This is a genomic window from Paraburkholderia sp. BL10I2N1 (assembly GCF_004361815.1).
Lineage (GTDB): Bacteria > Pseudomonadota > Gammaproteobacteria > Burkholderiales > Burkholderiaceae > Paraburkholderia.
Map to the genome: position 1 here is coordinate 412,840 of NZ_SNWA01000001.1, position 19,673 is coordinate 432,512.

Genomic DNA, 19,673 nt, shown 5'->3' on the forward strand with positions numbered 1-19,673 from the left:
CGGCGTGGAATTCGATGAAAACGGACGGTTTGAAATTCACACTGATGAAGCGATAGCACGATGGCGGGATCAAGGGTCAAGCTGGTTCTGCGCCGCGACTCACCGCAGTGGCTAATCCACGGAGAATGCGGCAACTACAAGGGAAGCAGGAGAACGGAGCGAAGAAAAATAAAGAAGAACCAGGCTTTAGACAAACCGGGCCCCGAAGAAAATGAACCAGGAAAAGTCGGTTCCACGCAGTGAGTTTCACACCGTAAGTTTTTGACGACTTTCAGATCGCCAATGACATGAAGGGAAGGAACGCAGCATCAGCGCATACCTGGACACTACAGGTATGCGGCGGAAAGTGCGGGATCAGCATATCGGCCAGGGGGCGCTTGGCGCCAATACATGAAATGGCCCATTGGGCTGCGCGTCATCGCCTCGCCTGATCAGCGCTCAAGGTCCGGCTCCACATCAGAGCCGCCGGGCTTGCCCGAAAGGCCTGGCCCGATGCCTCGCTGCACGTTGCCTGCGACGCCGGGGATCCGGTCTTTCCCGTTCACGCGCGGTGCAGCTTGCGTGGGCTCGACCATTGGCCCGTCGCGCTGTATGGGCATCGCCCGTACGAAATCCGCGATGCCGACCGCTATTTTCCGGTCGGCCGGCTCCTCCGATGCCGCCATCGCACGCGCGATCTCACGCCACGCGGCAAACACGCCGCCATGCGCCCCATAGGCCGCCCGGCGTTGTGTGCCGCTCACCACCGGGCGCCAGTAGCGCGGTGTTTCGCCGCGATCAAGCATGCGAACGACGGCCTGCTTCGGATACCGTTGTGTCGCACCGCGTGTGCGCCGGGATGTCGCATTCGCCTCCACCCCGTGCGCACGCAACTGTTGCGCGAAGCGCTCGCGCCAGCGCTGCAGGTCCTTGGGGCACGGATGGAGACGCCTGCCGTTGCGCCCCCTCACCTGCACGCTCAGATGCACGTGCGGATGCGCTTCGTCGTCATGCGCTGCAAAAACGTAGCTTCGACCGTCGCCAAACTCGTCCGCGGCAAACGCGCGTGCCGCGCCTCGCACGGCCTGACGATCGGTGCCCGGCGGCATCGACAGCAGGACATTGAACACCTCCCTGCGCTGGCTTTCCTCAGGAATGCCCCAGCCGCCCAGCTGCCACGCGTGCGCGAGATCCCCCACCGCCGCAGCACCCGCGATGAGCTGGCCGTCCTGATCCTCGAGCTCGATCTCGCCATTGCGCGAGATGTAGCGCAGATGACGGCGCACCGCGCCCATGCCCTGTGCGCCCGATGCCCTGTTCGTTATCTTCACCATCACTTCCGGGGCCGCTTTCAGCGTGCGGGCGACCTGGGCACGAAGCCGGGCAGCCTCATCGCGCAATCTGACGCGCCCCGTTCGAGGTTCGCGCACGTGCCTGAGTGGCTCATAGAAGAGCCGGTCGCCCCAGTTGAGCAGCATCGCGTCGATATAGACTTTCGGGTAAGGCATGCTAGCGGCTCCAGCGGTCGAGGTTCGCGCGAACGAGATCAGCAACCGTTCGCAGGTGTGTGTCGAGACGATTCTTGATTCCCGCCAGCAGGTGCAGCTCGGAATTTTCGATCTGCGCGGGCATGGCGTCGCAGGCGCGTGCGATCGCGCCCAGAAACCGACCGATCGTCGCGAGTTCGCGGTTCGACGCGGCGAGCAGCACCATCTCGCGCTCGCCGAATTGCGGCGCGCCGGTGAGTCGCGCGCGGATGAGCGCGACAATCCACCGGTTGGTCGGGAATCCCGCCGCCGCGGCCATATGCACAACAGCATCGAGCTCCGCAGCGGTCAGGCGGATATAGATCCGTTTGCAGCGTTCACCGACAACTGGCGCTGGCAGCTGCGTGCCTGTCTGGGGGGATGCGCATTCCGGTGCGCGGGCAAGCGCTGCTGCAATCAGTTGTCGCACCCCTTCGGCGGGCGTGACGCCTCTGTGTTCACACCAGGCGTCCCACTGCGGCCTGAACCCCGCCAGCCCAACCTGCAACTGTGTCCGATGCCTGATGGCTGCCATCACAGCCCCGGCAATGACTGGCCCAACGCAGGGCGATCGAGCTCGCGGCTGGCCGCACGATCAGGGGACGACCGCACGCGCCGCGTCCGTGTCGACGGCGCTTTCGGGTCATAGACTTTCGGGGCGGGCACGGCAACACCTTCCGCCCGGAACGTATCGAGCATCCGTGCTGCGCACGCCCGCACGCGCGCGACCGACCGCTCACTGAAACCCTGTTCACGCATCGCTGCCGCCACCACGGCCAGGTGCAGCACGCGCTCTTCGTCTGTCAGTGCAGCCGAACGGTCCTGCGACAGGGCGCCTCCAGGGACCTCTATCGCGGGCTGCCGGTCAGGCCGGGGCGGTGACTCGTGCGGTGACTCGTGCGGTGACTCGTTCGGTGACTCGTGCGGTTGCGTAGTCCGCTGCGGCTGCAACACTTGAACCTGCCAAGTATTGCGGTAGCCCTCCTTTTCTTCCTGACGCATGACTGTGCCTGTTGCATCGAAAACGGGAGACTCGATGGTCGCCCAGCGCCTGCCGGGATTTTCCAGGGTGATCACCTGCCCGGCCTGTGCACCCGACTGCGCAATCGCGCGTTCCAGATCCACACCCCGCACGACATGATCGATACCCGCGTGATCACGGAAGACCACGTAGTGCGACGCGCTGCGCGCGGGGTTGTGCTGATACGGCGCACCGCCATGCCCGATCAGCTCGCCGGTGTAGCGCGGCGCATCGTCCTCGCGATTGCCGGCGGGCCTGGTCTGCGTGCGCTCCGGTGGGTCGGCCTTCGCACGCTTTCCAGCCGGAGAATCCACTGCTGCGACCGGGAGCGTGCGCGCCGGCCGCGCTCCGGCTTCCTGCATCCCGGGCGCCGCCGGGTCCGCGCGAGAGGTTGTGGTGTCCGGCTCAACCCGGGCGCCCGAGCCACCCTCATGCGTGTAGCCGGGGCCGCGAGCCTGCGGACCGGTTGCGGTATCCGCATCGGGCGTGTCGGGGACGGCAGCGGCACCCGGCTCCCGTGCGTGCGCCTGCCATGCGTCATCACGCCCCGCGCGCTCGCGCGGACGTGCGCGAGCCGCATCGAACTCGCGGCTCCGACGCACGGCAACGGCATCGAGCGCCGTCCCGTCCAGTTTGCCGGCTGATCCACGGCCCTGGTCGTTCCGCCCGACAGTCGCCGCGCCTGGCAATGGCACGTCGCGCTCAGTCAGTTCGATCACGTGGATGGCGGCGTCCTGATCGGCCACGCTACCTGAAGATGTCTCTGTCATGATCCTGCTCCTCGATACATCGAAGGGTTCAGTGCCTTCGCCTGGCCGCGTCCCAAAGCAGGTGCTATCGGTCCGGCGCAGCTTCCCCATCGCGCGCCGGGCGTTCCTTCGACTGCTCGAGTGCAGCCGCGCGCGCCTCCCTGATCCGGCTCCACGACCTTGCCTGCAGCTCTTCGAGGGTCTGGGCCACGTCCTCACCGAGCCCCAGTTCGTGAGCCGACTTTTTCAGCGACGCCACCGTACGTTCCAGTTGATCGCGCGCACGGTCCCACGGATACACCCTGGGCCGGTCGCCGTCGTAGCCGATCTGCACATCGGCGCCATTCAGACGCTGGTTTTCGTCACACCACTTCAGGCGCCCGGAAACGAATTCCATGCGCTCCTTCGCGTGGAACACGACGCTGCGTGTCGCCACCTCCTGGATCAAGTAGTGTTCGGTATTGAAGACCTCGCCCCGGTAGGGCCCGCCGTTCTCGCGTGGCGTCGCCATGCGGATCTGTGCACCGAACCGGTGCTGCGCCAGTGCCTTGAGCTCGCCGGGCACCTCATCGAGCCCGTACAAAGGCGCACCCGCTTCGCGTCGCGACAACGCTCTGGTGGCTCCATCATTCGACACTGCCGGTTGCCCGGCTCCCTGCATGGCACCCTCCGCCAGGTCCACTCCAGAGACGTCCTTCGCCTCTTTCGCGCCGCGCTTCGCGCCTTCCCCTGCATCCTGTTTCAGCCGTCCCATCGGTCTGTCCTCCTTCCGTTCGCCCTGCTTCTGTTCAACGGTTACCCACGCCACCTCATCAGGTCGGGGCAAATCAGCCTCGTTGCTCCCGGCCACGTGCCGGTAAGCCGCCTCGCGCAATACATCGCCAACCGCCTCCAGACCCGCGAGCACCGCCATATCATTGAAGTCAGTCGGGGCCACGTCCGCGATACGCGCGTGCGGCGCAAACACCGGTAGTGCCAGACGCGCAGACGCATCGGTCGCGGCATGCTCCGCGCGCTCCTGGCCCGGGCCGAGATCCGCGAGTACGAGCAGGTCCGCATCGGGATAGCGCTCCCGCCAGGTACGTGCGACCCTGCGCAGATTCCCGCTGGAAAGCGCGGCGACGGCGAACCAGCCCGTCGCGCGATGCGCCGACAAGGCTGTCGCCACGCCTTCCGCGATCAGGATCGGATCACCGTGATCGCCCTGAGCCGGAGGTATGTCCGTCATCCAGTAGCCGCCGCCCTTTGCTCCGCCGGCCAGTGCCGATTTGCGTCCCTGTTCATCGATCAGCTCGAGTGTGGAGAGCGCATCGCCAATGCGTACCGGCACGATCAGCACACGGCCCGAGAGGACCTCATCAGCGCTTTTCGGGGCGTAACCGAGCAGCGCGCGCAGTTCAGTCGCCTCAAGTTCGCGCAACGTGTTGACGGGCATAACGTCCTTGTGCACGAGATAGGGGTGCTGCGGTCCCACCGGTCTTGCCCACTGCCAGATCGACACGGCCTCACGCGCGGCTGCCGCGTGCCGTGCGCGCGCTTCTTCCTCTGCCTGGTCCGCTTCACGCGCCTGGGTCGCCCTTTCGGCGCGGTCACGACCGCTGCCTGCCATGTCAATCTCCGGCGTACCGGAGCCCTTCAGATCAAAACCGTGCTGCTCCGCGAGCCAGAAAAGCGAGCCGAGCGTCCTGCCGCCCGACTCGCGCACCGAACGCCACGTCGCGCGTGCAGCGCGCCCGTCGTAATTTGAAGCGCTGCGACTCCAGGTGTCCCAGATCTCGAAGCCGGCTTCGCCCAGACCGTGCTTCACCGCAAAGGCCATGTCGAGCCACGTCGCATAGTCTTCAGCCGGGATCACAGCCAGGGCCGCGCGTACGCGATCGGCTTCGCTGATGTATCGGGTGCTCACGGTTGTTCTCCCTGCATCGAAACAGCATTGGGAACTGTGGCCCCGCGTCCCGTACGACGCGCATTCTGACCGGCCCGCTTTGCACGCGCGACATCATCTGCCCTCACGCCAAGCAGCCTGAAGTGCCGCTCGACATAGGCCGTTGCTTCCTCCTCGCTGATGTCGGCCGTGTCCGCCGGCAGATCACGCGCGTCCCACGCCTGCAGCACTTCGAGGTAGTCCGCCGGCACGTCAATGAGCTTCGCCGTTTCAGCGTCCACTTCGCCGGTGCGCAAGACACGCACGCGCCGCTCGGCCTGGGCGCTAAAAAGCACGAGGTCCATCGCCGGCACCTTCGGTGCTGCCGCCAGACGCGACGTAAAAGCAGGGTCTTGCCAGTAGCAGATCTTCTCGGCAAGAATCGGCCTGGTGTTCTCAAGCAGGATAATTTCGCGGTTCCGCCCCAGCTCCTTCAGTTCCTGTGGCAGTAACAGCGGCCGCCGCTGTTCGGACACGCTCTCGCTCGGCCCGCCCCGCCCACCGGACCAGCCGAACCAGCCGCTGGGCCGACTCACGCTGCGCGAGCTGTCGGTGAAGGTGCCAAGCATCTCGGAATACTCGTTGGCATCCTTCTGCTCGCGCGGCGCATAGAGAATCTGCATCGCGTGATTCGTGACGAACGTGCGGGCGTCGGCCCGGCCGTAGACCGACTCCAGTTGCGAGACCGACTGCACGATCGACAGCATGCGCAGGTTGTAGCCGGCCATATAGGAGACCGCCCGTGCGATGATCTGCACCTTGCCGATCGCGGTGAATTCGTCCATCACGAGCAGGCACTGGAACTTCAGCGCCGGATTGTCCTCGGGCAACTGTTTGGTGTTGAGATTGACCAGTTGCGAGAACACCAGATTGACGAGCAGTGCCGCTTCGACCAGATGATCGGGCGTAATGCCGATATAGACGGTCATGCGCCGTTTGCGTACATCGCGCAGATCGAAGTCGTTGCCGCTCGTTGCCGCATCGACGACCGGATTGGCCCAGATCGTGAGCGGCGCGTTAAACGTCGCAAGGATGCTCGCCAGCACCTTGTCGTCATTCGCCAGAAACCGGTTCAGCGCGTCAATGCAGGCGCCCGGGAGCAATGCACGGTGCTGCAGCAGGGCCTGCTGAAGCCAGGCCTTCACCGGCATGCCGTTGCCCGAGGACTGCCGCAGCACCTCGCCCATCGTCACGGGATAGTCTGGAATGTCCGCAATCTTTCCGGCGCGCCGCGCGTCGCGCCATTCGCACAGCAGCAGCACGATCCCCAGAAAGAGATTACGTGCCTGATCTTTCCAGAAGTCGTCGTGGCCGCCAGCCGGATACAGCGCATAGCCGATTGCAAGAATGTCACCGACGCGGAACACGCCATCCGAGATCGCCGACAACGGGTTATAGCGGTGGCTACGTGCGTCTTCGGCGAACGGATTGAACAGGTACACCGCGTGGCCGTGCGCGCGACGAAAGCCTGCCGTGGTGGTGTAGTTTTCCTGCTTGATGTCGAGCACCACGGCCGAATCCGGATAGCTCAGCAGGTTCGGAATGACCACGCCGACGCCCTTGCCCGAACGCGCGGGCGCAGCGAGCAGGACGAACTGCTGGCCCGCAAAGCGCAGGTACCTCCCGCGCCATACGCCCACGACGATCGCGGGTCCCGCCTCGCCCGGTCGAACTGCGCTCATAACAGCCCCGCCGCACGGATTTCCGCGCCGCTCGCAAAGCGCGCGCTGCCATAAAGCTGCCGGTGGCCCGTACGTTCCCACAGCGCATACCCTGCAGCTGGCGGGGCGCCGAACACGACCAGGCAACCCATGAGCAACGAGCCCGCGAGATGGCGGCCCTGCTTCGGCAGATCGCCATGCCGGTAGGCCAGCAAAGCGTCCCACCAGGTCCAGAGTCCGGCATGCAGGGGATTGTGATGCGCGCTGGCGAGCAGGATCACACCGGCGAGCCACAGCGCGGCGCTCATGCAGATGCCACATGCCATCAAGGCAGCGAGCGTCATGCCCGCCGTGCCGGCGTGCTGCCCCAGCACGTACCAGTGAAATTTCCGCTTCTCGCCCATCATGTCCTCCACTGCAACTTGCGTTGATTACGTCAACCCCGCTATGCAAACGCGCTCTGGTGCTTGCGCACGGGATCGAACCAGACTTCGGTCATCGCCCATCGCCTGCCGGTCTGCACGCCCTCATCGTTAAACACAGGCCGCGCTTCCATGTGCGCCACCACATCGATCGTCAGCAACAGCAGTCGCCTGAGCGCCGCATCGTCACAGGCGGCTGCCTCGGGATGCTCTTTCGCCATCAGCGCGAAGCGTTCGATCGCCACCGTCGCGTTCGTCGCGTGATAACTCGTGATCGAGCCCGCATGGCCGGTGCTCAGCAGTTTCAGGAAGTCGTACGCCTCGGCGCCCCGTAGCTCGGCAAGCAGCACGCGGTCCGGGCGCATGCGCAGGCTGCTGGCGATCAGCTCCGCTGGCGTCACCTGCGCCTGTCCCTGCCCGCCCTTGCTGTAGAGCAGGTGGACGCAGTTCTCGATATGACGGATAAAAAGTTCGCGCACGTCCTCGATCGTCACGACGCGCTCGGTCGCCGGAATGTGCTGGCACAGCGTCTTCATGAAGCTCGTCTTGCCCGAGCCCGTACTGCCGACAATCACGAGGTTCAGGTGCCCCCGGACCGCGCGCTCGAAGAACCCGACGAAATCGCGTTCCTTGAGATGGCCAGCCAGCGCCCGGTCAAGCGGACGCAGGGCCGACCACGCATCGTCGATGCTGGATGGTCGATGCCATAGCGTCTGCGCAAACAGGCCCTCGATACGATAGGTTTCCAGCGCCTTTTCGCGCGCAGCTGGCCTGCGGATCGTGACCGACACCGTGCGCGGGGGAACCACCGGCGGCACGACGATCTGGATGCGCGCGTCGCCCGGCAGCAATGCGCCAAGCACCGGGTGTTGCGCCGAGATCTCCTGGTTCGTGAGCGTTGCAATCGCCACGGCGAACGCCATCAGGCGTTCGAAGTCCAGCTCGCCGTAGTCGTGGCCGTGCCAGCCCAGGTGCGTCTCGGTCAGCACGCGCTGTGGCCGGTTGATCACCAGTTCGGTCACATCCGCATTTTCGAGCAACGGCGCGAACGGACGCATCAGTTCGCGCACCGACGCGTCGTCGGGCAGTCGCGCGAGCGCTGCGCCGGGCGCAGGACCGGATGTCATGGCACGCGTGTTCATCTCCCCGCCTCCGGTTGCAGCGCATAGACCGCACTGAAATCGAGATCGCGTGCGAGGACGATCGTGAATTCGGCTCCCTGGCTCTGTGTCAGTGTCGGCGCAATATTGATCGTGCTGTCGAGCACGCGTGCGGCCATGTCGTCACCGCTTTGCCGGGTGTTCTCGAAGACCGTCGAACTGTTGCTGTTGCCGCCGCGCGTGGCGAGATAGCCGATCGCGTCGTGCGTGAGGCTTAGCAGGAACGCAGCACCCACGCGCTCGCCCCAGCGGTTGTTCACATGGCCACCGATACCCATGCGTCCGAGCGCATCGGCCGCCGGCGAACCGGTGTCGACGCTCACGCCGTCCGGTGTCCTGATGCGCGCGGACAGGATGAACACGCGCCGCTGGCCCGGAGCAGGATTGGTCCGGTATTCGCTATTGACCTGCGAGCCGCGCTCGATGAGCACCACGTGGCCGTTATCCGAATACACGTTCTTCGTCACCGTGCAGGTGGATATGCCTGCTTCGCTCGAATCAAAGGCGGTGTCACCCACACAGTCGATCTTGGCGCCCTGCGCCAGAATGAAATTGCGGTCACCGAGGCGCGATGCCAGCACGCGCGGTGTCGCACCCGGGGTCAGTACCTGGACGAGGGACCGGGCAGCCAGGCTACCGGACTGGGCCGGCTTCAGTGCAACCGGGCTCGTATCACTCGTATCGGCCACCGGTGACGCAGCGCCGGAAAGCAGCGATTCCGTCCGAAAACCGCCTGAGTCGCCCGTCGCAATCAGCGGCGCATCCAGATAACTGCGCACAGGTGTCGTGCGTACGACTGCGGGCGAAAGGTGTCCAGCGGTCGCGGCCGGTGCTGACGCGGCTTGCAGGCTCGAGGCGCTGGTTACCGCTACGGACGCCGGCGCGCTGGCCGCGGAGGCTGCCTGCCCGTGCCCGTCCGCAAAGACTCGCCCGTTGTCCGGCTGGTCGAGCGCTGCGTCACGCCGCGCCTTCGCATCCGCATCATGACGCGCGAGGAACCCGTGAACGGTCCACACCGCACCGATGACCACGATAACCACGATCGCGAGCGGTGTAAGCCACCAGACACGCGGGCGGCCGGACGAGCGGTGTTGCCCCAGCTCCGGCATGCCGCGATCAGCCGGTGCGCTCCCGTTCGCCCCGGGTGGAACGCCAGCATGTGCGCGAGCGTCACCCGGGCCGATCACGTTGCGGGTCCCTTCGTCACCCATGTGATCCATGTCACCCTTGTCGCCCATGTCGCCCATGTCACTCATCGCCTTCGCTCCGCAGCACGCGTTTGACACCGTCCACCGTCGTGCCGTCCTTCGGCGGCACGCCATCGATGTCATACGCATCGTTCCACAACCCCACGACTTCATTGGCCAGGCGCAACACGAAGCGCTGCGCAACCTCATGGACGACGATCACGTCGCCCTCCATGTGTCTGTCGACGACGCTTTCGCTACCATCCTCCGCCACGCGGAAGATCGCGGGAATGCGCCGGTTAGCCGGGATCCGGACATAGGTGAACCGGCCGTCGTCCCATGCCGCCGCCGGTGCAATGTCGTCTGAATGCGGCATTACCTGCATCGAGTAAGCGGTGTTGCGCACCGCAGGCAGCCCGGCCAGACGCTTCTGTACAAGCGCCTGGTCCGCCTGCGCCTGGGACCTGGTGGTTTCGGGATAGCCAAACGTCACGCGATACATTGCGTGGCCGTTGCCAGACTTCGCATTCAATGACAGGACGACGAGATCAAAGCTGTAGCTGCGCCTGTCGGTGCGGATTTCCAGATTCGTGTCGTGTGCGGAGAGCTGCGGCTTCAGGTAGACGTCGTGGTCGCCCTTGTTCGCGACGACCTGCCAGCCATCGCGATCGCCGGGCGCGACGACCAGAATGCGCTCGTGCGGATCGAGTGCAATGTGTGTGGCAAACCCGCGCTGCGCCTTGATACGCACGACCTCGTCGGGTTGATACAGTACCTGGCGCACGCGGGAGTCCCTCGACCAGCCCGGCACGTCGTACGCAACCGCGAGCCGGCAGCCGCATGCCAGGAGGAGCGCAGCGAGAGCGTATGCAGGCTTCATCGCACACCTCCGGCCGTGGTGCCGGGCGTCGTCGCCGGTTGTGCAGCCGGCACCGCGGGCGTATATTCCGGATCGCGGCTGTAGGCCGTGACCCTGAAGCCAAACGGATTGTCGATCGCAAGGCTTTCCCTCGTGAACACCGGCGGCTTGTATGTGTAAGCCAGCGTCACGACGAAGCGTTGGGGCGGCTCGGCGTTGTCAGCTGCGCTCCTGCGCGTGGTGCGTTCGATATGCACAACGGCATGCCCCGGTTCGTCGGGCGGAAGCGTCGTCGAGAGAATGCGTATACGCCATTGGGTATTGGGTCCGAGCTGCCTGTCCAGCGCATCGGGACCGCTGTAGATCTGCCGGTAGTCGCGCGCGACCGTGTCGTCGCTCATGTTCAGCACGCAGTCGTAGTCCATCTGCAGCAGCCCCCAGTCGTAACGTTCACGCGAGCGCACATACGCCTCGACCCAGTGCTTGTCCTGGATCTCCCGGGTATGCACGTGTTTCGCGTCGAGGACGTCGATCACCTGCGACTCGCCCGTGAGCGTGTTCACCTCGATCGGCAGGGGCACGACCCGGTAGAACGGCACCATCACGGCGAGTGCCGTCGCGCACAGTACGGCCACGCCGACGGCCGCGTAGGCGATATGCCAGGCGCGGCGCTCGGAGCGCTCCTGCAGCTCGGTGAGCGACGCCTCGATGTCGAGCACGCGCCGATAGTCGTGGGCGGCTTTCATGAGGCGGCCCCGTCCACCGGCAGCTCAACGTGTGGTGCACCGGGTGGCGCAATCGGCAAAACCGACAGCGGTGCGCGATTCACCGGGACACGGTGCGAACCATCGGGCAGGACGGGTTTCGGCGGCGTATCACTGCAGGCAGCAATACACGTCGCCGTCAGCAGTGCCGTCATGAAGGAAGCACAGATTTTCATGGCGTCCCCCTCAATTGCCGAACGTGGCCGGAACCATCTGGTCCTGGATGCGTGCCGTGTTCGCCGCCCGGCTCATGACGAGTTCACTCTGCTGCTCCGCAATCAGCCGGTCTTCCGTGTCGGAGAGCATTCTGAAGAGCTGCAGCCTGGTCATTTCGTTGCCGACGGCGGTGCTTTCCGACTGGATACGAGCCTGCAGTTCGGCCACGCCCTTGGGGTCCTGCGTGAGGTCGATCTGCTGCATCAGGCTTTGGATCTGGTTCAGTTCATGGAGCTCGGTCTGGTACGCCTGCATGCCGAACGCCTTGTCCTGGAACGGCTTGTTCAGCTCGCGCTGGCACAGTTGCTGGTCGGCGCCGCTCTGGTCCTCGCAGTTGTAGATTTCACCCGCCGAGCGCAATGCCTGGGCACTACCTGTAAGGCCCGAATAGCCGCCATGCTGGATTGCCGCATAGACACTCATCCAGTTCGACGGCAGTGAATTCGCAAGCACAGGGTTACCGAGCAGCGCGCCAAACCCGCGTGTGCCGTTAAGCGACTGGTAAAGCTGGATCTCCTGCTGCACCTCGTGCTCGAGCTGCGCGACCGTGGCAATGGCCTGTGCGACGTTGGCCGCGTCGAACACGGGAATACCTTGCGCGTTCGCCGACCGGGCGACGCCCGCGCCGAGCGCCGCGAGCAACACGCAATAGTTCAATGGTTTAAAAGACCTGATCATGGTGTGCTCCTGTCATTCATTCGCCGCTCTGGCCGAGGTGATCGCGGGCTGCCCGCCGGTAGGCGGCAATAGCGTTCCCATCCGACGAAGCACCTCCACCTGCTCCCTGGACGCCCGGGACGCCCTGAATCCCTGCCCCGGGACGCCCTCGGCCACCCGTGCGGCCCAATCCTCGCGCAATCGCCCTCAGCACCGGGCGCGACGCAAGGCCCGCGACAAAGGCACCGAAGCCGGACAGCGTGGCTCCTCCGGCAAGACCGGCCGCGACGCTGGGCAGTTGCCAGCCCACCATTGCAAGGAACACCCCGGCCACGAACAGACCCACAGCGGCCACATCGGCCGCGGTACCCTCCAGCGCGTGCTGAACGGCAGCCACGAGAGCTGATGGATTTGAGCCGGGTGCGGCGCTCGTGACGTGCAGCGCCGTGAGATCCGCGGAGAACGCGGTGAGCGCCATGCCGAGGAAAGCGGCAACGAGGATCTGCAGCAGCGAGTAGTTCGCGACCTTCGCGGTCCACGCCTCGAAGAATTTTGCGGTCGGTGCAAACGCGCCGCAGGCGATGAAGATCGGTCCAAGACCCAGCACGAGGTCAAGCAGCATCCTCGCCATCACCACCTCGAACGCGAGCACGATCAGGAAAATCGAGCCACCAAACGCAGCGATCAGTCCGCACAGGAAGTCTCCGGTTGCGGCCGTCACCATGCTCAAGCCCACGCTCTCGTGCGTCGCCTTGTTGAAATAGGCTTCCATCACCAGATCGATCTGCTGGTCGTAGCAGTCGAGCGTCTGGTAGATGCTGGTCGCGCCCGTCGCCGTCACACTGCCCGCATCCGGCGAGCCACACCCCGGATTGCCGGCACCACTGGCTGCCGCGGCCGTCTGGATTGTCTGGGCAAGACCGGCTGTCGCACCGCTCACCGCCGTGACGAGCTGGCCCTGGTAGACGCCCGTTCCAAGCGCGAACGCGAGGATGACGGCGACCTTCAGGCCGCGCCACGCGAACGCCGGGACAGCCTCGTGAGCCTCGCCGCGCACCACCGCCAGGCCATAGGCGATGATCCAGATCGTGACGGCCGTCGTGACAGCCGGCACGAGTGCGCTGGAGAGCGCGGCGGAAACGTTCGTGACGTACCTGGCAGTGCCGTTTTCCAGGGTGCCACCGATCGCGGTAAAGAGCCCGCTCATCGCGCACCTCCTGCTGCTGTGTGCGACGCCGGCGGGCGTTCGCTACCCTTTATCGACCGGCGCTGGGCGAGCCGCGCGTGAAAGAGAGGCAACCAGGCCTGTGGCGCATCACCCACCTCAGCGCGAATGACATCGAGCAGTTCGACGTTGTCCGTGGTCCCGGACAGCACGTCGAGGACATCACCGAGGCCGCCCAGATCGAGCTTGCCGATCGCCGACCGGTGCCCCTGCTTGAGGAGAAACATGCGGCTGTTCTCGCCCAGGTTCCTCACGATGTCGAACTCGGCTTCGGTCAGCTTGAAGCCGTGCACGTAGTCGTCGTAGTCGGCCCGTGGATTGGGCAGAAAGAAAAAGGTCGCAGTCTGCTCGACAAGTGCGCGGGCGATGTCGCTTCTGAGGACGTCCGCCGGCGACTGCGTATCGAAGATGCCCAGGCCATTTTGTTTGCGGATCGTCTTCTGCCTGTTGTTTGCGAAGTCGGTGAAGACCGCGTCGCCCAGACGCTTCCAGAACTCCGTCATTACATAGATGAAGCGCCGCCCGTCAATAAGGCGTTCGGTCAGATAGAGCAGATACATCGTGACCGGCGTCGATATTTCCGTGTCGTCGAGCAGCTCGGTGTCGTCGAAGCCGAAGAGGCTACCGTGCATGAAGCCGAGACGGTCGGCCGGATTGTCCAGCACCCACCCCAGGCGTGCGCCCGCACACCATTTTGTCAGGCGCGCATGGAGGCTGTTCTCACCGACGTTGGGCAGCAGTTGGCGCACCATCGACAGCCGGCGTAGCGGCCGGGCCATCCGGCCCACTTCGCGCACCGCGCGCGAGATATCCATTTCTTCCTTAGCGGAAAGCGGGGTGCCGGTATCGACCAGCTTGCGCACGAGCCGCTCCCAGAAGTCGAACACGGCCTCGCTCGGCTCGAGCTGCAAGGGGTTAAGCCCGGTCGGCTCGCCCCGCCGGAAGACGGTGTAGATGCCGCCCATCGCCCGGATCGCGATCTCGGTGCCGCGATCCTTGTCAAACACCACGGCGGTCACGCCATACTTCGTGGCCATCGCCAGCAGGAACAGTTCGAGCACCGTCTTGCCCGCTCCCGCCCGGCCAATGATCTGCGTGTTGGCAAGTGCCTTCTCATCGGCCGAGTCCTGCTTCTGCGGTGTCGCGTGGAAGTTCAGGTACAACGGCTGGCCACTGGGCGTCTTGACGATCGTGATTGCCTCGCCCCACGGGTTGCCGTCGCGCTTGCCCGTGGCAAAGTTGTGCAGGCTCGCCAGTGCGCAGAAGTTGCGCGAGGTCAGCTTCGCTTCGCGCGCACGGTACCGCCAGTTAGCCGGCAACTGGGCAAACCACGCGGCGTCCGCCACGAGGTCGATCAGCGCCGTCTGGAATCCGGCGTCCGCCAGTTGCGTACGGGCCCTGGCGATGTGCCTGGCAACCTCGTCGGGCGTATCGCCGAGCACGGCGAGCGAATAGTGGTATTCGCCCAGGGCGAAGTCACCGTTCACGAGATCATTGAGCGCCTGGTCCATCGCGGCAATCTGCGAGACCGCCACGTCTTCGCCCGCGATCAGCTGGTTGCGCTGACGTTCAAGCGCATCCTTCGCGCCCGGCCTGTCGAGAATCGTGAAGCTCTGTGTCTCGATGTATTCATAGTCGCCGTAAAGCAGGTCATTGAGCATGCCCGGCTCGGATTGCTCCGGATAGTCCTTCAGGTCCAGCAGTGCCCCATAACGGGTCGCGCCCGGCATCCTGATCTCGACTTTCTCCGCGCCAAAGAACAGACGGGAGGTCGGTAACGCCTCGCGAATACGGCCTGCTGACACGGGTACCGGCTCCCAGACGCCGTTGACGAGATAGCCGAGGAACTCCAGTGCCGCCGAATAGCGGCACGAATGGGGCAACCGGTGCGGCCACCGGTCATAGACGCCAAGCGCCTGCGGGTCGTATGGCTTGAGGCTCGATTCGACCTGTGCGGCGAGTTCCGCCATGACCTTCAGTGCATCGTGCTGGTCGCGCCGGATGTCGTCGGGCGTGCGGCGCGCCGCCTGGCTGAAGAGTCGCCCAAGCTTCGTACGGTTTGGGCGATACACGAGCGTGAAGTAGAGCTCGTTGGCCATCATCCGGTAGCCGGCAAAGCTCGCGTAGTAGCGCGCGGCCAGTTCCTGGCAGAATGCGTGGTCGTACGCCGTGTCAAACCGGTCGGACACGCGGCGGCGCAGCCGGTGCGACCACAGCGCCACATGCCCGCCGCTGAAGCTGCGCACCAGCTGGTTAAAGCCCTGGTGGCGCACGAGAATGTCTGCCGGATCCGCGGCCTCGAACGCGATGCCCGCGATTTTCCAGATGAGCAGGTAGTCGCCTTCGCGCGTCTTGATCACGTGATCGGTAACATGTGTGGAATACGGCAGGAAGTCCTGCAGCGCCACTTCGCGGTTCGCGAGCGCGGCGAATTTCGGCCCGGTGTGCATGTCATGCCCTCCTCTTGAACCGGATCGGCGCATACGCGTGCGCGCCCCAGAACCGGCGGTTGCGCTGTCGCAGCATCATGCGAAACCGGAGTGCGAGCTGCGCAAGACGCTGGTCGTCATGACGGGTGACAGCTCGCATCGTGACGAACACCGGGATCATCAGCAGAAGAATCGCCACGCCAAGTGGCGGACTTGCCAGCAATGTCCAGATGGCCGGCACCAGCATGCCGCCGCACACCATCAGGAGCGGCACCAGCGGCACACCCCACAGCATCGCGGGACGGGTGCAGCCCTTGAATACCGGATCCTTGAGCGCGTTCATGATCCTGATCCTGCTCCGAAGCAGCGCACGGCTCAGGTCGCCGGAATCAGCATCGCGGCGATCACCGTCGCGCAGCCGACAAAGAGCCCGCCGATGAAGACGTTGGCGATGTCGCCAAAGCGGGCGTGCTGGAACATCATCTTGAAACCGGCCCAGATGATCGCGATCGAGCAGATCACCCCGCCAACGCCGAGAAGCGTCGTCTGGATCGTGTTGAGCAGCGTGTTGACCTGCGACAGCTGGGCATGGGCGGGCGATGTCACGATGAGAGTCACCACCGCAGCGGTCACGAGACTTTCGATCCAGCACGACTGTCTCGCCAGCTTCAAAAGCGCCTTTATGCCTTTGATTATGATTAGTAATACTGATTTCATGGAACGCTCCTGGTGAAACATCTTGATACATTGCCTGGCTTCCAGTTCTCAGAACACCACTGCGCTTCCGGCTGGCGGATCGCGCTTTCGGTCCTGCTTCGGATCTGGTGCGCCGTCGTCCGGCATCGTCACGCGCTCTTGCAGTTCCCGTGCTGCCGCAGCCCTGCTCAACGGCGCAACCGGTATTGCCGTGACGGCAGGTTCAATCGCGGCTACAGACGGCGTCGCCCGCGCAGTCACGCCGGCGACGACGCGCTGCACGTAGCCAGTCCGGTAGCCGGTGGCAAAATTGCCGCTGGCGTAGCAGGACAGGCCCGCGCGCAGTGCCTGCTGGACATCCGGTTGCGCAGCGTGTGCCTGTGCGAAACACCGCTGCAGGATGCTCGCCCCGACTGCCAGGTTGCGGCAGGGATCGAAGGCGTTCTGCGGCGTCAGTCCATAGCGGGTCCAGTTCGCGTGGTTCACCTGCGCGAGGCCCACACTGTAGTTCCGGCCGCTCGCCTCCAGCGTGCGCGCGGTGGCAATCGCTTCAGCCTCGTTTGCGGGCTGCCGCATCAACCGGCCGTGGACCACCCCGATCGCATAGGGGTTGAACTCCGATTCGACGCGAACGATCGCGGCAAGCGTCGCGGGTGCGACCTGCGGCGCGCACTGCTGCGCAAGCGTCAAGAAGTCGGGCAGTGCCATCAGCCACCTCCTCCGATGTCGCTCCCCTCCTCCTGCTCCATGCGCTCGAGGAACAGGTGCGCAGCCTGCATGGGGTCATACGGCCTCTGGGTACTGCCCGCGCCGTAATACTCGGTGATCGTGCGGCTCTGGCCGCCGGCGTCCCACCAGACGCGGGTTTGGAGACGCCCGCCGATGTCCACATTGATCGCGCCACGCGCACCACACAGCAGTTCGCTCTTTTCCCGGCCGCCCCAGTACAGCAGGTCCTCGCGGCAATATGCTGCGCTCGCAAAGGTTTTCGAGACGGAGAAGCCCGAAGTGTCACCAGAGTCACCAGCGCCGCCCGAGCCGCCCGAGCCGCCCGAGCCGCCAGCACCAGACTCGCACGCCGGGAACGGATCACCGTGGCGCAGCGCGCTCCACAGTTTCTCGACAGGCGGCACACATTCGACGTACTGCTCTGGACCGCCCGGATTCGACAGGCACAGGAACACCTGGCAGCCCCAGTCGTCGGCGCAAGCCGGTTCCGACGCGAACACGGAAGCGGCGATCAGGACGACCAGCACAACCGGCCATCGATGTGCAGCGCACCGCACCTGGGAGGCAATCCATGTCTTACGCATGGAAGGCCTCCACTTCGCTCGACGCGTCATCTCGTTCGTGGTCTTCGCCGTGCAGTTCGTCCAGCTCCAGTTGCCCGGCGAGCGCCTCAAAGCACGCTCGTATCGACTGCCATGCCCTGCGCGCCGCGCGCTCCTTGCCGAGTTCCGATACCGATACGCCGGCAGCCTGCGCCTGCGCTATCGCGCCGAACCGCGGGATGCACAGATGTCTGTCCAGCCCCCCCGGATCGGGAATCAGCCACGCCCCGAACTGTGCCTCGATCGTCCGCACATTCGCCTGGTGCAGCGGTGTCGCTTCCACCATGTTTGGCAGCAGGCCGATGAAGTGCAGCGAGGGATTCAGCTTCGCGCGCACGTTGCGCACGCCCCAGGCTGCGTTGATGAGACAGGCTGCGCTGTCGAGTGCCTCGCGGCTGAGCTGGATGGGACTCACCATCGCGTCAACCATCGACTCGACACATACCGTGCGCAGGTCTGGAAGCGGTGGGCAGTCGATGAGGCAGACGTCGGCGAAGGCTGCCAGGACGCACAGGAGATGTCGCACATTGGCGTAGTAACGCGCCTCATCAGCGCCGGGCTCGAGACACAGCGCCGGCACGGCATGGGCGGGCAGCACCCACAAGCCCGGCGCCCCGACATTACGGCGAAGGCCGCCGCACTGCGCCATCAATGTCTCGCCGCGCAGGACGACAGCCCTGTGCGCGCGGGCGAGCGACGCCGTGCTGCATGCAGGCTCGGCAAGGTCAATCACGAGCACCCGCAGGTGCCCCATCAAATGCAGGTAATGCGCGAACTGGCATGTCAGCGCAGTCTTGCCCGTCCCACCTTTTGCGGCAGCAATCAGAAGCGTTTTCATGGTCGGTCACTTCCCTCGGTTACAGCACCGGGGCACCGACCCGAATCTGCGACGGAAAAAAGAAACCCGCGGCGCCTCAAGGGCGAACCGCGGGTTCAAGGGGGATCATTTCAGCGCCGGCAAAAAAAAAGAAAAGCCTGCGGATGCAGGCTTTGATCATGTTCCGGCAGGCAACACCATCGCGATACACATCGGTACTTCGGGGCCGCCAATGCGTAACTCGGTAGCGTCAAGCGCTTTAACCGGAACAGGTTGTTGAATTCACTCTAGTGCAAGGTTTTTATCTGCGCAAGGGACGTTTTTTTCGCTCCTCTTCATTTCGATTTACGCCTCATTCATTAACGTCCCGTGCGTTTCTGAAGCATCGTTTTTTGTCACGACGTTTCATCCAGAATTTTTTCGATCGCGGCCTTCGCGGCTGCGAGCTCCAGCTCAAATATATGCGACGGTTGACGCCTGATCTTCAGACGCCTGCAAACAACCTCCCGACCTGCCCCCCACACGTACACCATCCGTAACAGTTCGCGATGACATGGCGCGAGTCGCCGCCAGGCCCGATCTACGCGTTGCGCATCCCCCTCGTCATGACCGCCTCGCGCCTGACGCGCCCAATTGCACAGGCGTTCCTCGAGGCTCCAGCGAACCTGGGAACTGCTCATGGCAATCTTGTGTGCACAGGACCTGGAATGGACGTCGGCCCGAAGCAACGGTAGCCCGCCGGACTGGCCAGGCACCGGTCGATACCGGCAACACGCCAACCAGCCGATCGGGTACCTGGCCTCACGGACGCAGGAAACGTCCCGTCCTTGATACGTTGATAAATAGTCGGGCGTGACAGGCCCACTTCGCGTTGGACCTGCTTACGTCGTAAAATCGCCAACGCCGTGCGCGAGACTTTCGCCATATGTCACCTCGTTAAGGTATCCGGGACCACCCGGACCATATTGCGGATTGAAGTCTCTACCGTTCCCGCAGGCAAGCCCGTCTTACCGTCGGGACGCCACCGTCACAACTACGGCCTCAATCGGG

General features: G+C 64.6%; 19 protein-coding genes. All 19 read right to left on the reverse strand.

All coding sequences use genetic code 11. The features are described from left to right. Positions 1-431: 431 nt before the first annotated feature. A complete protein-coding gene (locus B0G77_RS01960) occupies positions 432-1,487 on the reverse strand; it encodes a relaxase/mobilization nuclease domain-containing protein (RefSeq protein ID WP_133660610.1) in 1,056 nt (351 codons plus the stop codon). A gap of 1 nt (position 1,488) precedes the next feature. Next, positions 1,489-2,040, reverse strand: coding sequence for a plasmid stabilization protein (locus B0G77_RS01965; RefSeq protein WP_133660611.1), 552 nt, complete (start codon positions 2,038-2,040; stop codon positions 1,489-1,491). After that, a complete protein-coding gene (locus B0G77_RS01970) occupies positions 2,040-3,296 on the reverse strand; it encodes a hypothetical protein (protein WP_133660612.1) in 1,257 nt (418 codons plus the stop codon). The genes B0G77_RS01965 and B0G77_RS01970 overlap by 1 nt, the downstream gene beginning before the upstream one ends. 64 nt (positions 3,297-3,360) lie before the next feature. Further along, entirely contained in the window at positions 3,361-5,181 is a 1,821-nt protein-coding gene (locus B0G77_RS01975; RefSeq protein WP_133660613.1) for a PriCT-2 domain-containing protein, read from the reverse strand. Further along, a complete protein-coding gene (locus B0G77_RS01980; RefSeq protein ID WP_133660614.1) occupies positions 5,178-6,881 on the reverse strand; it encodes a type IV secretory system conjugative DNA transfer family protein in 1,704 nt (567 codons plus the stop codon). The genes B0G77_RS01975 and B0G77_RS01980 overlap by 4 nt, the downstream gene beginning before the upstream one ends. Continuing rightward, complete coding sequence (locus B0G77_RS01985; protein WP_133660615.1) at positions 6,878-7,264, reverse strand: hypothetical protein; 387 nt, start codon at positions 7,262-7,264, stop codon at positions 6,878-6,880. The genes B0G77_RS01980 and B0G77_RS01985 overlap by 4 nt, the downstream gene beginning before the upstream one ends. A 41-nt stretch (positions 7,265-7,305) precedes the next feature. Continuing rightward, complete coding sequence (virB11, locus tag B0G77_RS01990) at positions 7,306-8,424, reverse strand: P-type DNA transfer ATPase VirB11 (protein WP_133660616.1); 1,119 nt, start codon at positions 8,422-8,424, stop codon at positions 7,306-7,308. After that, positions 8,421-9,653: a TrbI/VirB10 family protein gene (locus B0G77_RS01995; protein ID WP_133664007.1), complete on the reverse strand. Its 1,233-nt coding sequence runs from the start codon at positions 9,651-9,653 to the stop codon at positions 8,421-8,423. Before B0G77_RS01995 ends, virB11 begins: the two co-directional genes overlap by 4 nt. Positions 9,654-9,690: 37 nt before the next feature. Beyond that, the gene (locus tag B0G77_RS02000; RefSeq protein WP_133660617.1) at positions 9,691-10,509 is read right to left on the reverse strand and encodes a TrbG/VirB9 family P-type conjugative transfer protein; all 819 of its coding nucleotides are present in this window, start codon (positions 10,507-10,509) and stop codon (positions 9,691-9,693) included. After that, positions 10,506-11,234 carry a type IV secretion system protein gene (locus tag B0G77_RS02005; protein WP_133660618.1) on the reverse strand — a complete coding sequence of 243 codons (729 nt, stop codon included), beginning with the start codon at positions 11,232-11,234 and terminating at the stop codon, positions 10,506-10,508. The genes B0G77_RS02000 and B0G77_RS02005 overlap by 4 nt, the downstream gene beginning before the upstream one ends. Positions 11,235-11,438: 204 nt before the next feature. Then, on the reverse strand, positions 11,439-12,146 hold the full coding sequence (gene virB5 / locus B0G77_RS02015) for a P-type DNA transfer protein VirB5 (protein ID WP_133660620.1): 708 nt from the start codon (positions 12,144-12,146) through the stop codon (positions 11,439-11,441). A 16-nt stretch (positions 12,147-12,162) separates the two neighbouring features. Continuing rightward, complete coding sequence (locus B0G77_RS02020; RefSeq protein ID WP_133660621.1) at positions 12,163-13,332, reverse strand: type IV secretion system protein; 1,170 nt, start codon at positions 13,330-13,332, stop codon at positions 12,163-12,165. Beyond that, positions 13,329-15,800 (reverse strand): VirB4 family type IV secretion/conjugal transfer ATPase, encoded by a 2,472-nt coding sequence (locus B0G77_RS02025; protein ID WP_133660622.1) that lies wholly within the window; start codon positions 15,798-15,800, stop codon positions 13,329-13,331. The genes B0G77_RS02020 and B0G77_RS02025 overlap by 4 nt, the downstream gene beginning before the upstream one ends. A 1-nt stretch (position 15,801) precedes the next feature. Further along, complete coding sequence (locus B0G77_RS02030; RefSeq protein ID WP_133660623.1) at positions 15,802-16,122, reverse strand: VirB3 family type IV secretion system protein; 321 nt, start codon at positions 16,120-16,122, stop codon at positions 15,802-15,804. 32 nt (positions 16,123-16,154) lie between these two features. Further along, positions 16,155-16,517, reverse strand: a complete 363-nt coding sequence (locus B0G77_RS02035) for a TrbC/VirB2 family protein (RefSeq protein ID WP_243750901.1) — start codon at positions 16,515-16,517, stop codon at positions 16,155-16,157. Between the two features lie 27 nt (positions 16,518-16,544). Then, positions 16,545-17,183, reverse strand: a complete 639-nt coding sequence (locus B0G77_RS02040; RefSeq protein WP_133660624.1) for a lytic transglycosylase domain-containing protein — start codon at positions 17,181-17,183, stop codon at positions 16,545-16,547. Beyond that, complete coding sequence (locus B0G77_RS02045; RefSeq protein ID WP_133660625.1) at positions 17,183-17,788, reverse strand: hypothetical protein; 606 nt, start codon at positions 17,786-17,788, stop codon at positions 17,183-17,185. The genes B0G77_RS02040 and B0G77_RS02045 overlap by 1 nt, the downstream gene beginning before the upstream one ends. After that, positions 17,781-18,644 (reverse strand): ParA family protein, encoded by an 864-nt coding sequence (locus B0G77_RS02050; protein WP_133660626.1) that lies wholly within the window; start codon positions 18,642-18,644, stop codon positions 17,781-17,783. Before B0G77_RS02050 ends, B0G77_RS02045 begins: the two co-directional genes overlap by 8 nt. 655 nt (positions 18,645-19,299) lie before the next feature. Continuing rightward, a complete protein-coding gene (locus B0G77_RS02060; protein ID WP_133660628.1) occupies positions 19,300-19,548 on the reverse strand; it encodes an AlpA family phage regulatory protein in 249 nt (82 codons plus the stop codon). Positions 19,549-19,673 lie beyond the last annotated feature (125 nt).

What these genes read in the sequence shown, in the direction of transcription:
- B0G77_RS01960 (WP_133660610.1), bottom strand. Translation starts at nt 1,487, where the DNA reads ATGCCTTACCCGAAAGTCTATATCGACGCGATGCTGCTCAACTGGGGC.
- B0G77_RS01965 (WP_133660611.1), bottom strand. Translation starts at nt 2,040, where the DNA reads ATGGCAGCCATCAGGCATCGGACACAGTTGCAGGTTGGGCTGGCGGGG.
- B0G77_RS01970 (WP_133660612.1), bottom strand. Translation starts at nt 3,296, where the DNA reads ATGACAGAGACATCTTCAGGTAGCGTGGCCGATCAGGACGCCGCCATC.
- B0G77_RS01980 (WP_133660614.1), bottom strand. Translation starts at nt 6,881, where the DNA reads ATGAGCGCAGTTCGACCGGGCGAGGCGGGACCCGCGATCGTCGTGGGC.
- B0G77_RS01985 (WP_133660615.1), bottom strand. Translation starts at nt 7,264, where the DNA reads ATGGGCGAGAAGCGGAAATTTCACTGGTACGTGCTGGGGCAGCACGCC.
- virB11 (WP_133660616.1), bottom strand. Translation starts at nt 8,424, where the DNA reads ATGAACACGCGTGCCATGACATCCGGTCCTGCGCCCGGCGCAGCGCTC.
- B0G77_RS01995 (WP_133664007.1), bottom strand. Translation starts at nt 9,653, where the DNA reads ATGGGTGACGAAGGGACCCGCAACGTGATCGGCCCGGGTGACGCTCGC.
- B0G77_RS02000 (WP_133660617.1), bottom strand. Translation starts at nt 10,509, where the DNA reads ATGAAGCCTGCATACGCTCTCGCTGCGCTCCTCCTGGCATGCGGCTGC.
- B0G77_RS02005 (WP_133660618.1), bottom strand. Translation starts at nt 11,234, where the DNA reads ATGAAAGCCGCCCACGACTATCGGCGCGTGCTCGACATCGAGGCGTCG.
- virB5 (WP_133660620.1), bottom strand. Translation starts at nt 12,146, where the DNA reads ATGATCAGGTCTTTTAAACCATTGAACTATTGCGTGTTGCTCGCGGCG.
- B0G77_RS02020 (WP_133660621.1), bottom strand. Translation starts at nt 13,332, where the DNA reads ATGAGCGGGCTCTTTACCGCGATCGGTGGCACCCTGGAAAACGGCACT.
- B0G77_RS02025 (WP_133660622.1), bottom strand. Translation starts at nt 15,800, where the DNA reads ATGCACACCGGGCCGAAATTCGCCGCGCTCGCGAACCGCGAAGTGGCG.
- B0G77_RS02030 (WP_133660623.1), bottom strand. Translation starts at nt 16,122, where the DNA reads ATGAACGCGCTCAAGGATCCGGTATTCAAGGGCTGCACCCGTCCCGCG.
- B0G77_RS02035 (WP_243750901.1), bottom strand. Translation starts at nt 16,517, where the DNA reads ATGTTTCACCAGGAGCGTTCCATGAAATCAGTATTACTAATCATAATC.
- B0G77_RS02040 (WP_133660624.1), bottom strand. Translation starts at nt 17,183, where the DNA reads ATGGCACTGCCCGACTTCTTGACGCTTGCGCAGCAGTGCGCGCCGCAG.
- B0G77_RS02045 (WP_133660625.1), bottom strand. Translation starts at nt 17,788, where the DNA reads ATGCGTAAGACATGGATTGCCTCCCAGGTGCGGTGCGCTGCACATCGA.
- B0G77_RS02050 (WP_133660626.1), bottom strand. Translation starts at nt 18,644, where the DNA reads ATGAAAACGCTTCTGATTGCTGCCGCAAAAGGTGGGACGGGCAAGACT.
- B0G77_RS02060 (WP_133660628.1), bottom strand. Translation starts at nt 19,548, where the DNA reads ATGGCGAAAGTCTCGCGCACGGCGTTGGCGATTTTACGACGTAAGCAG.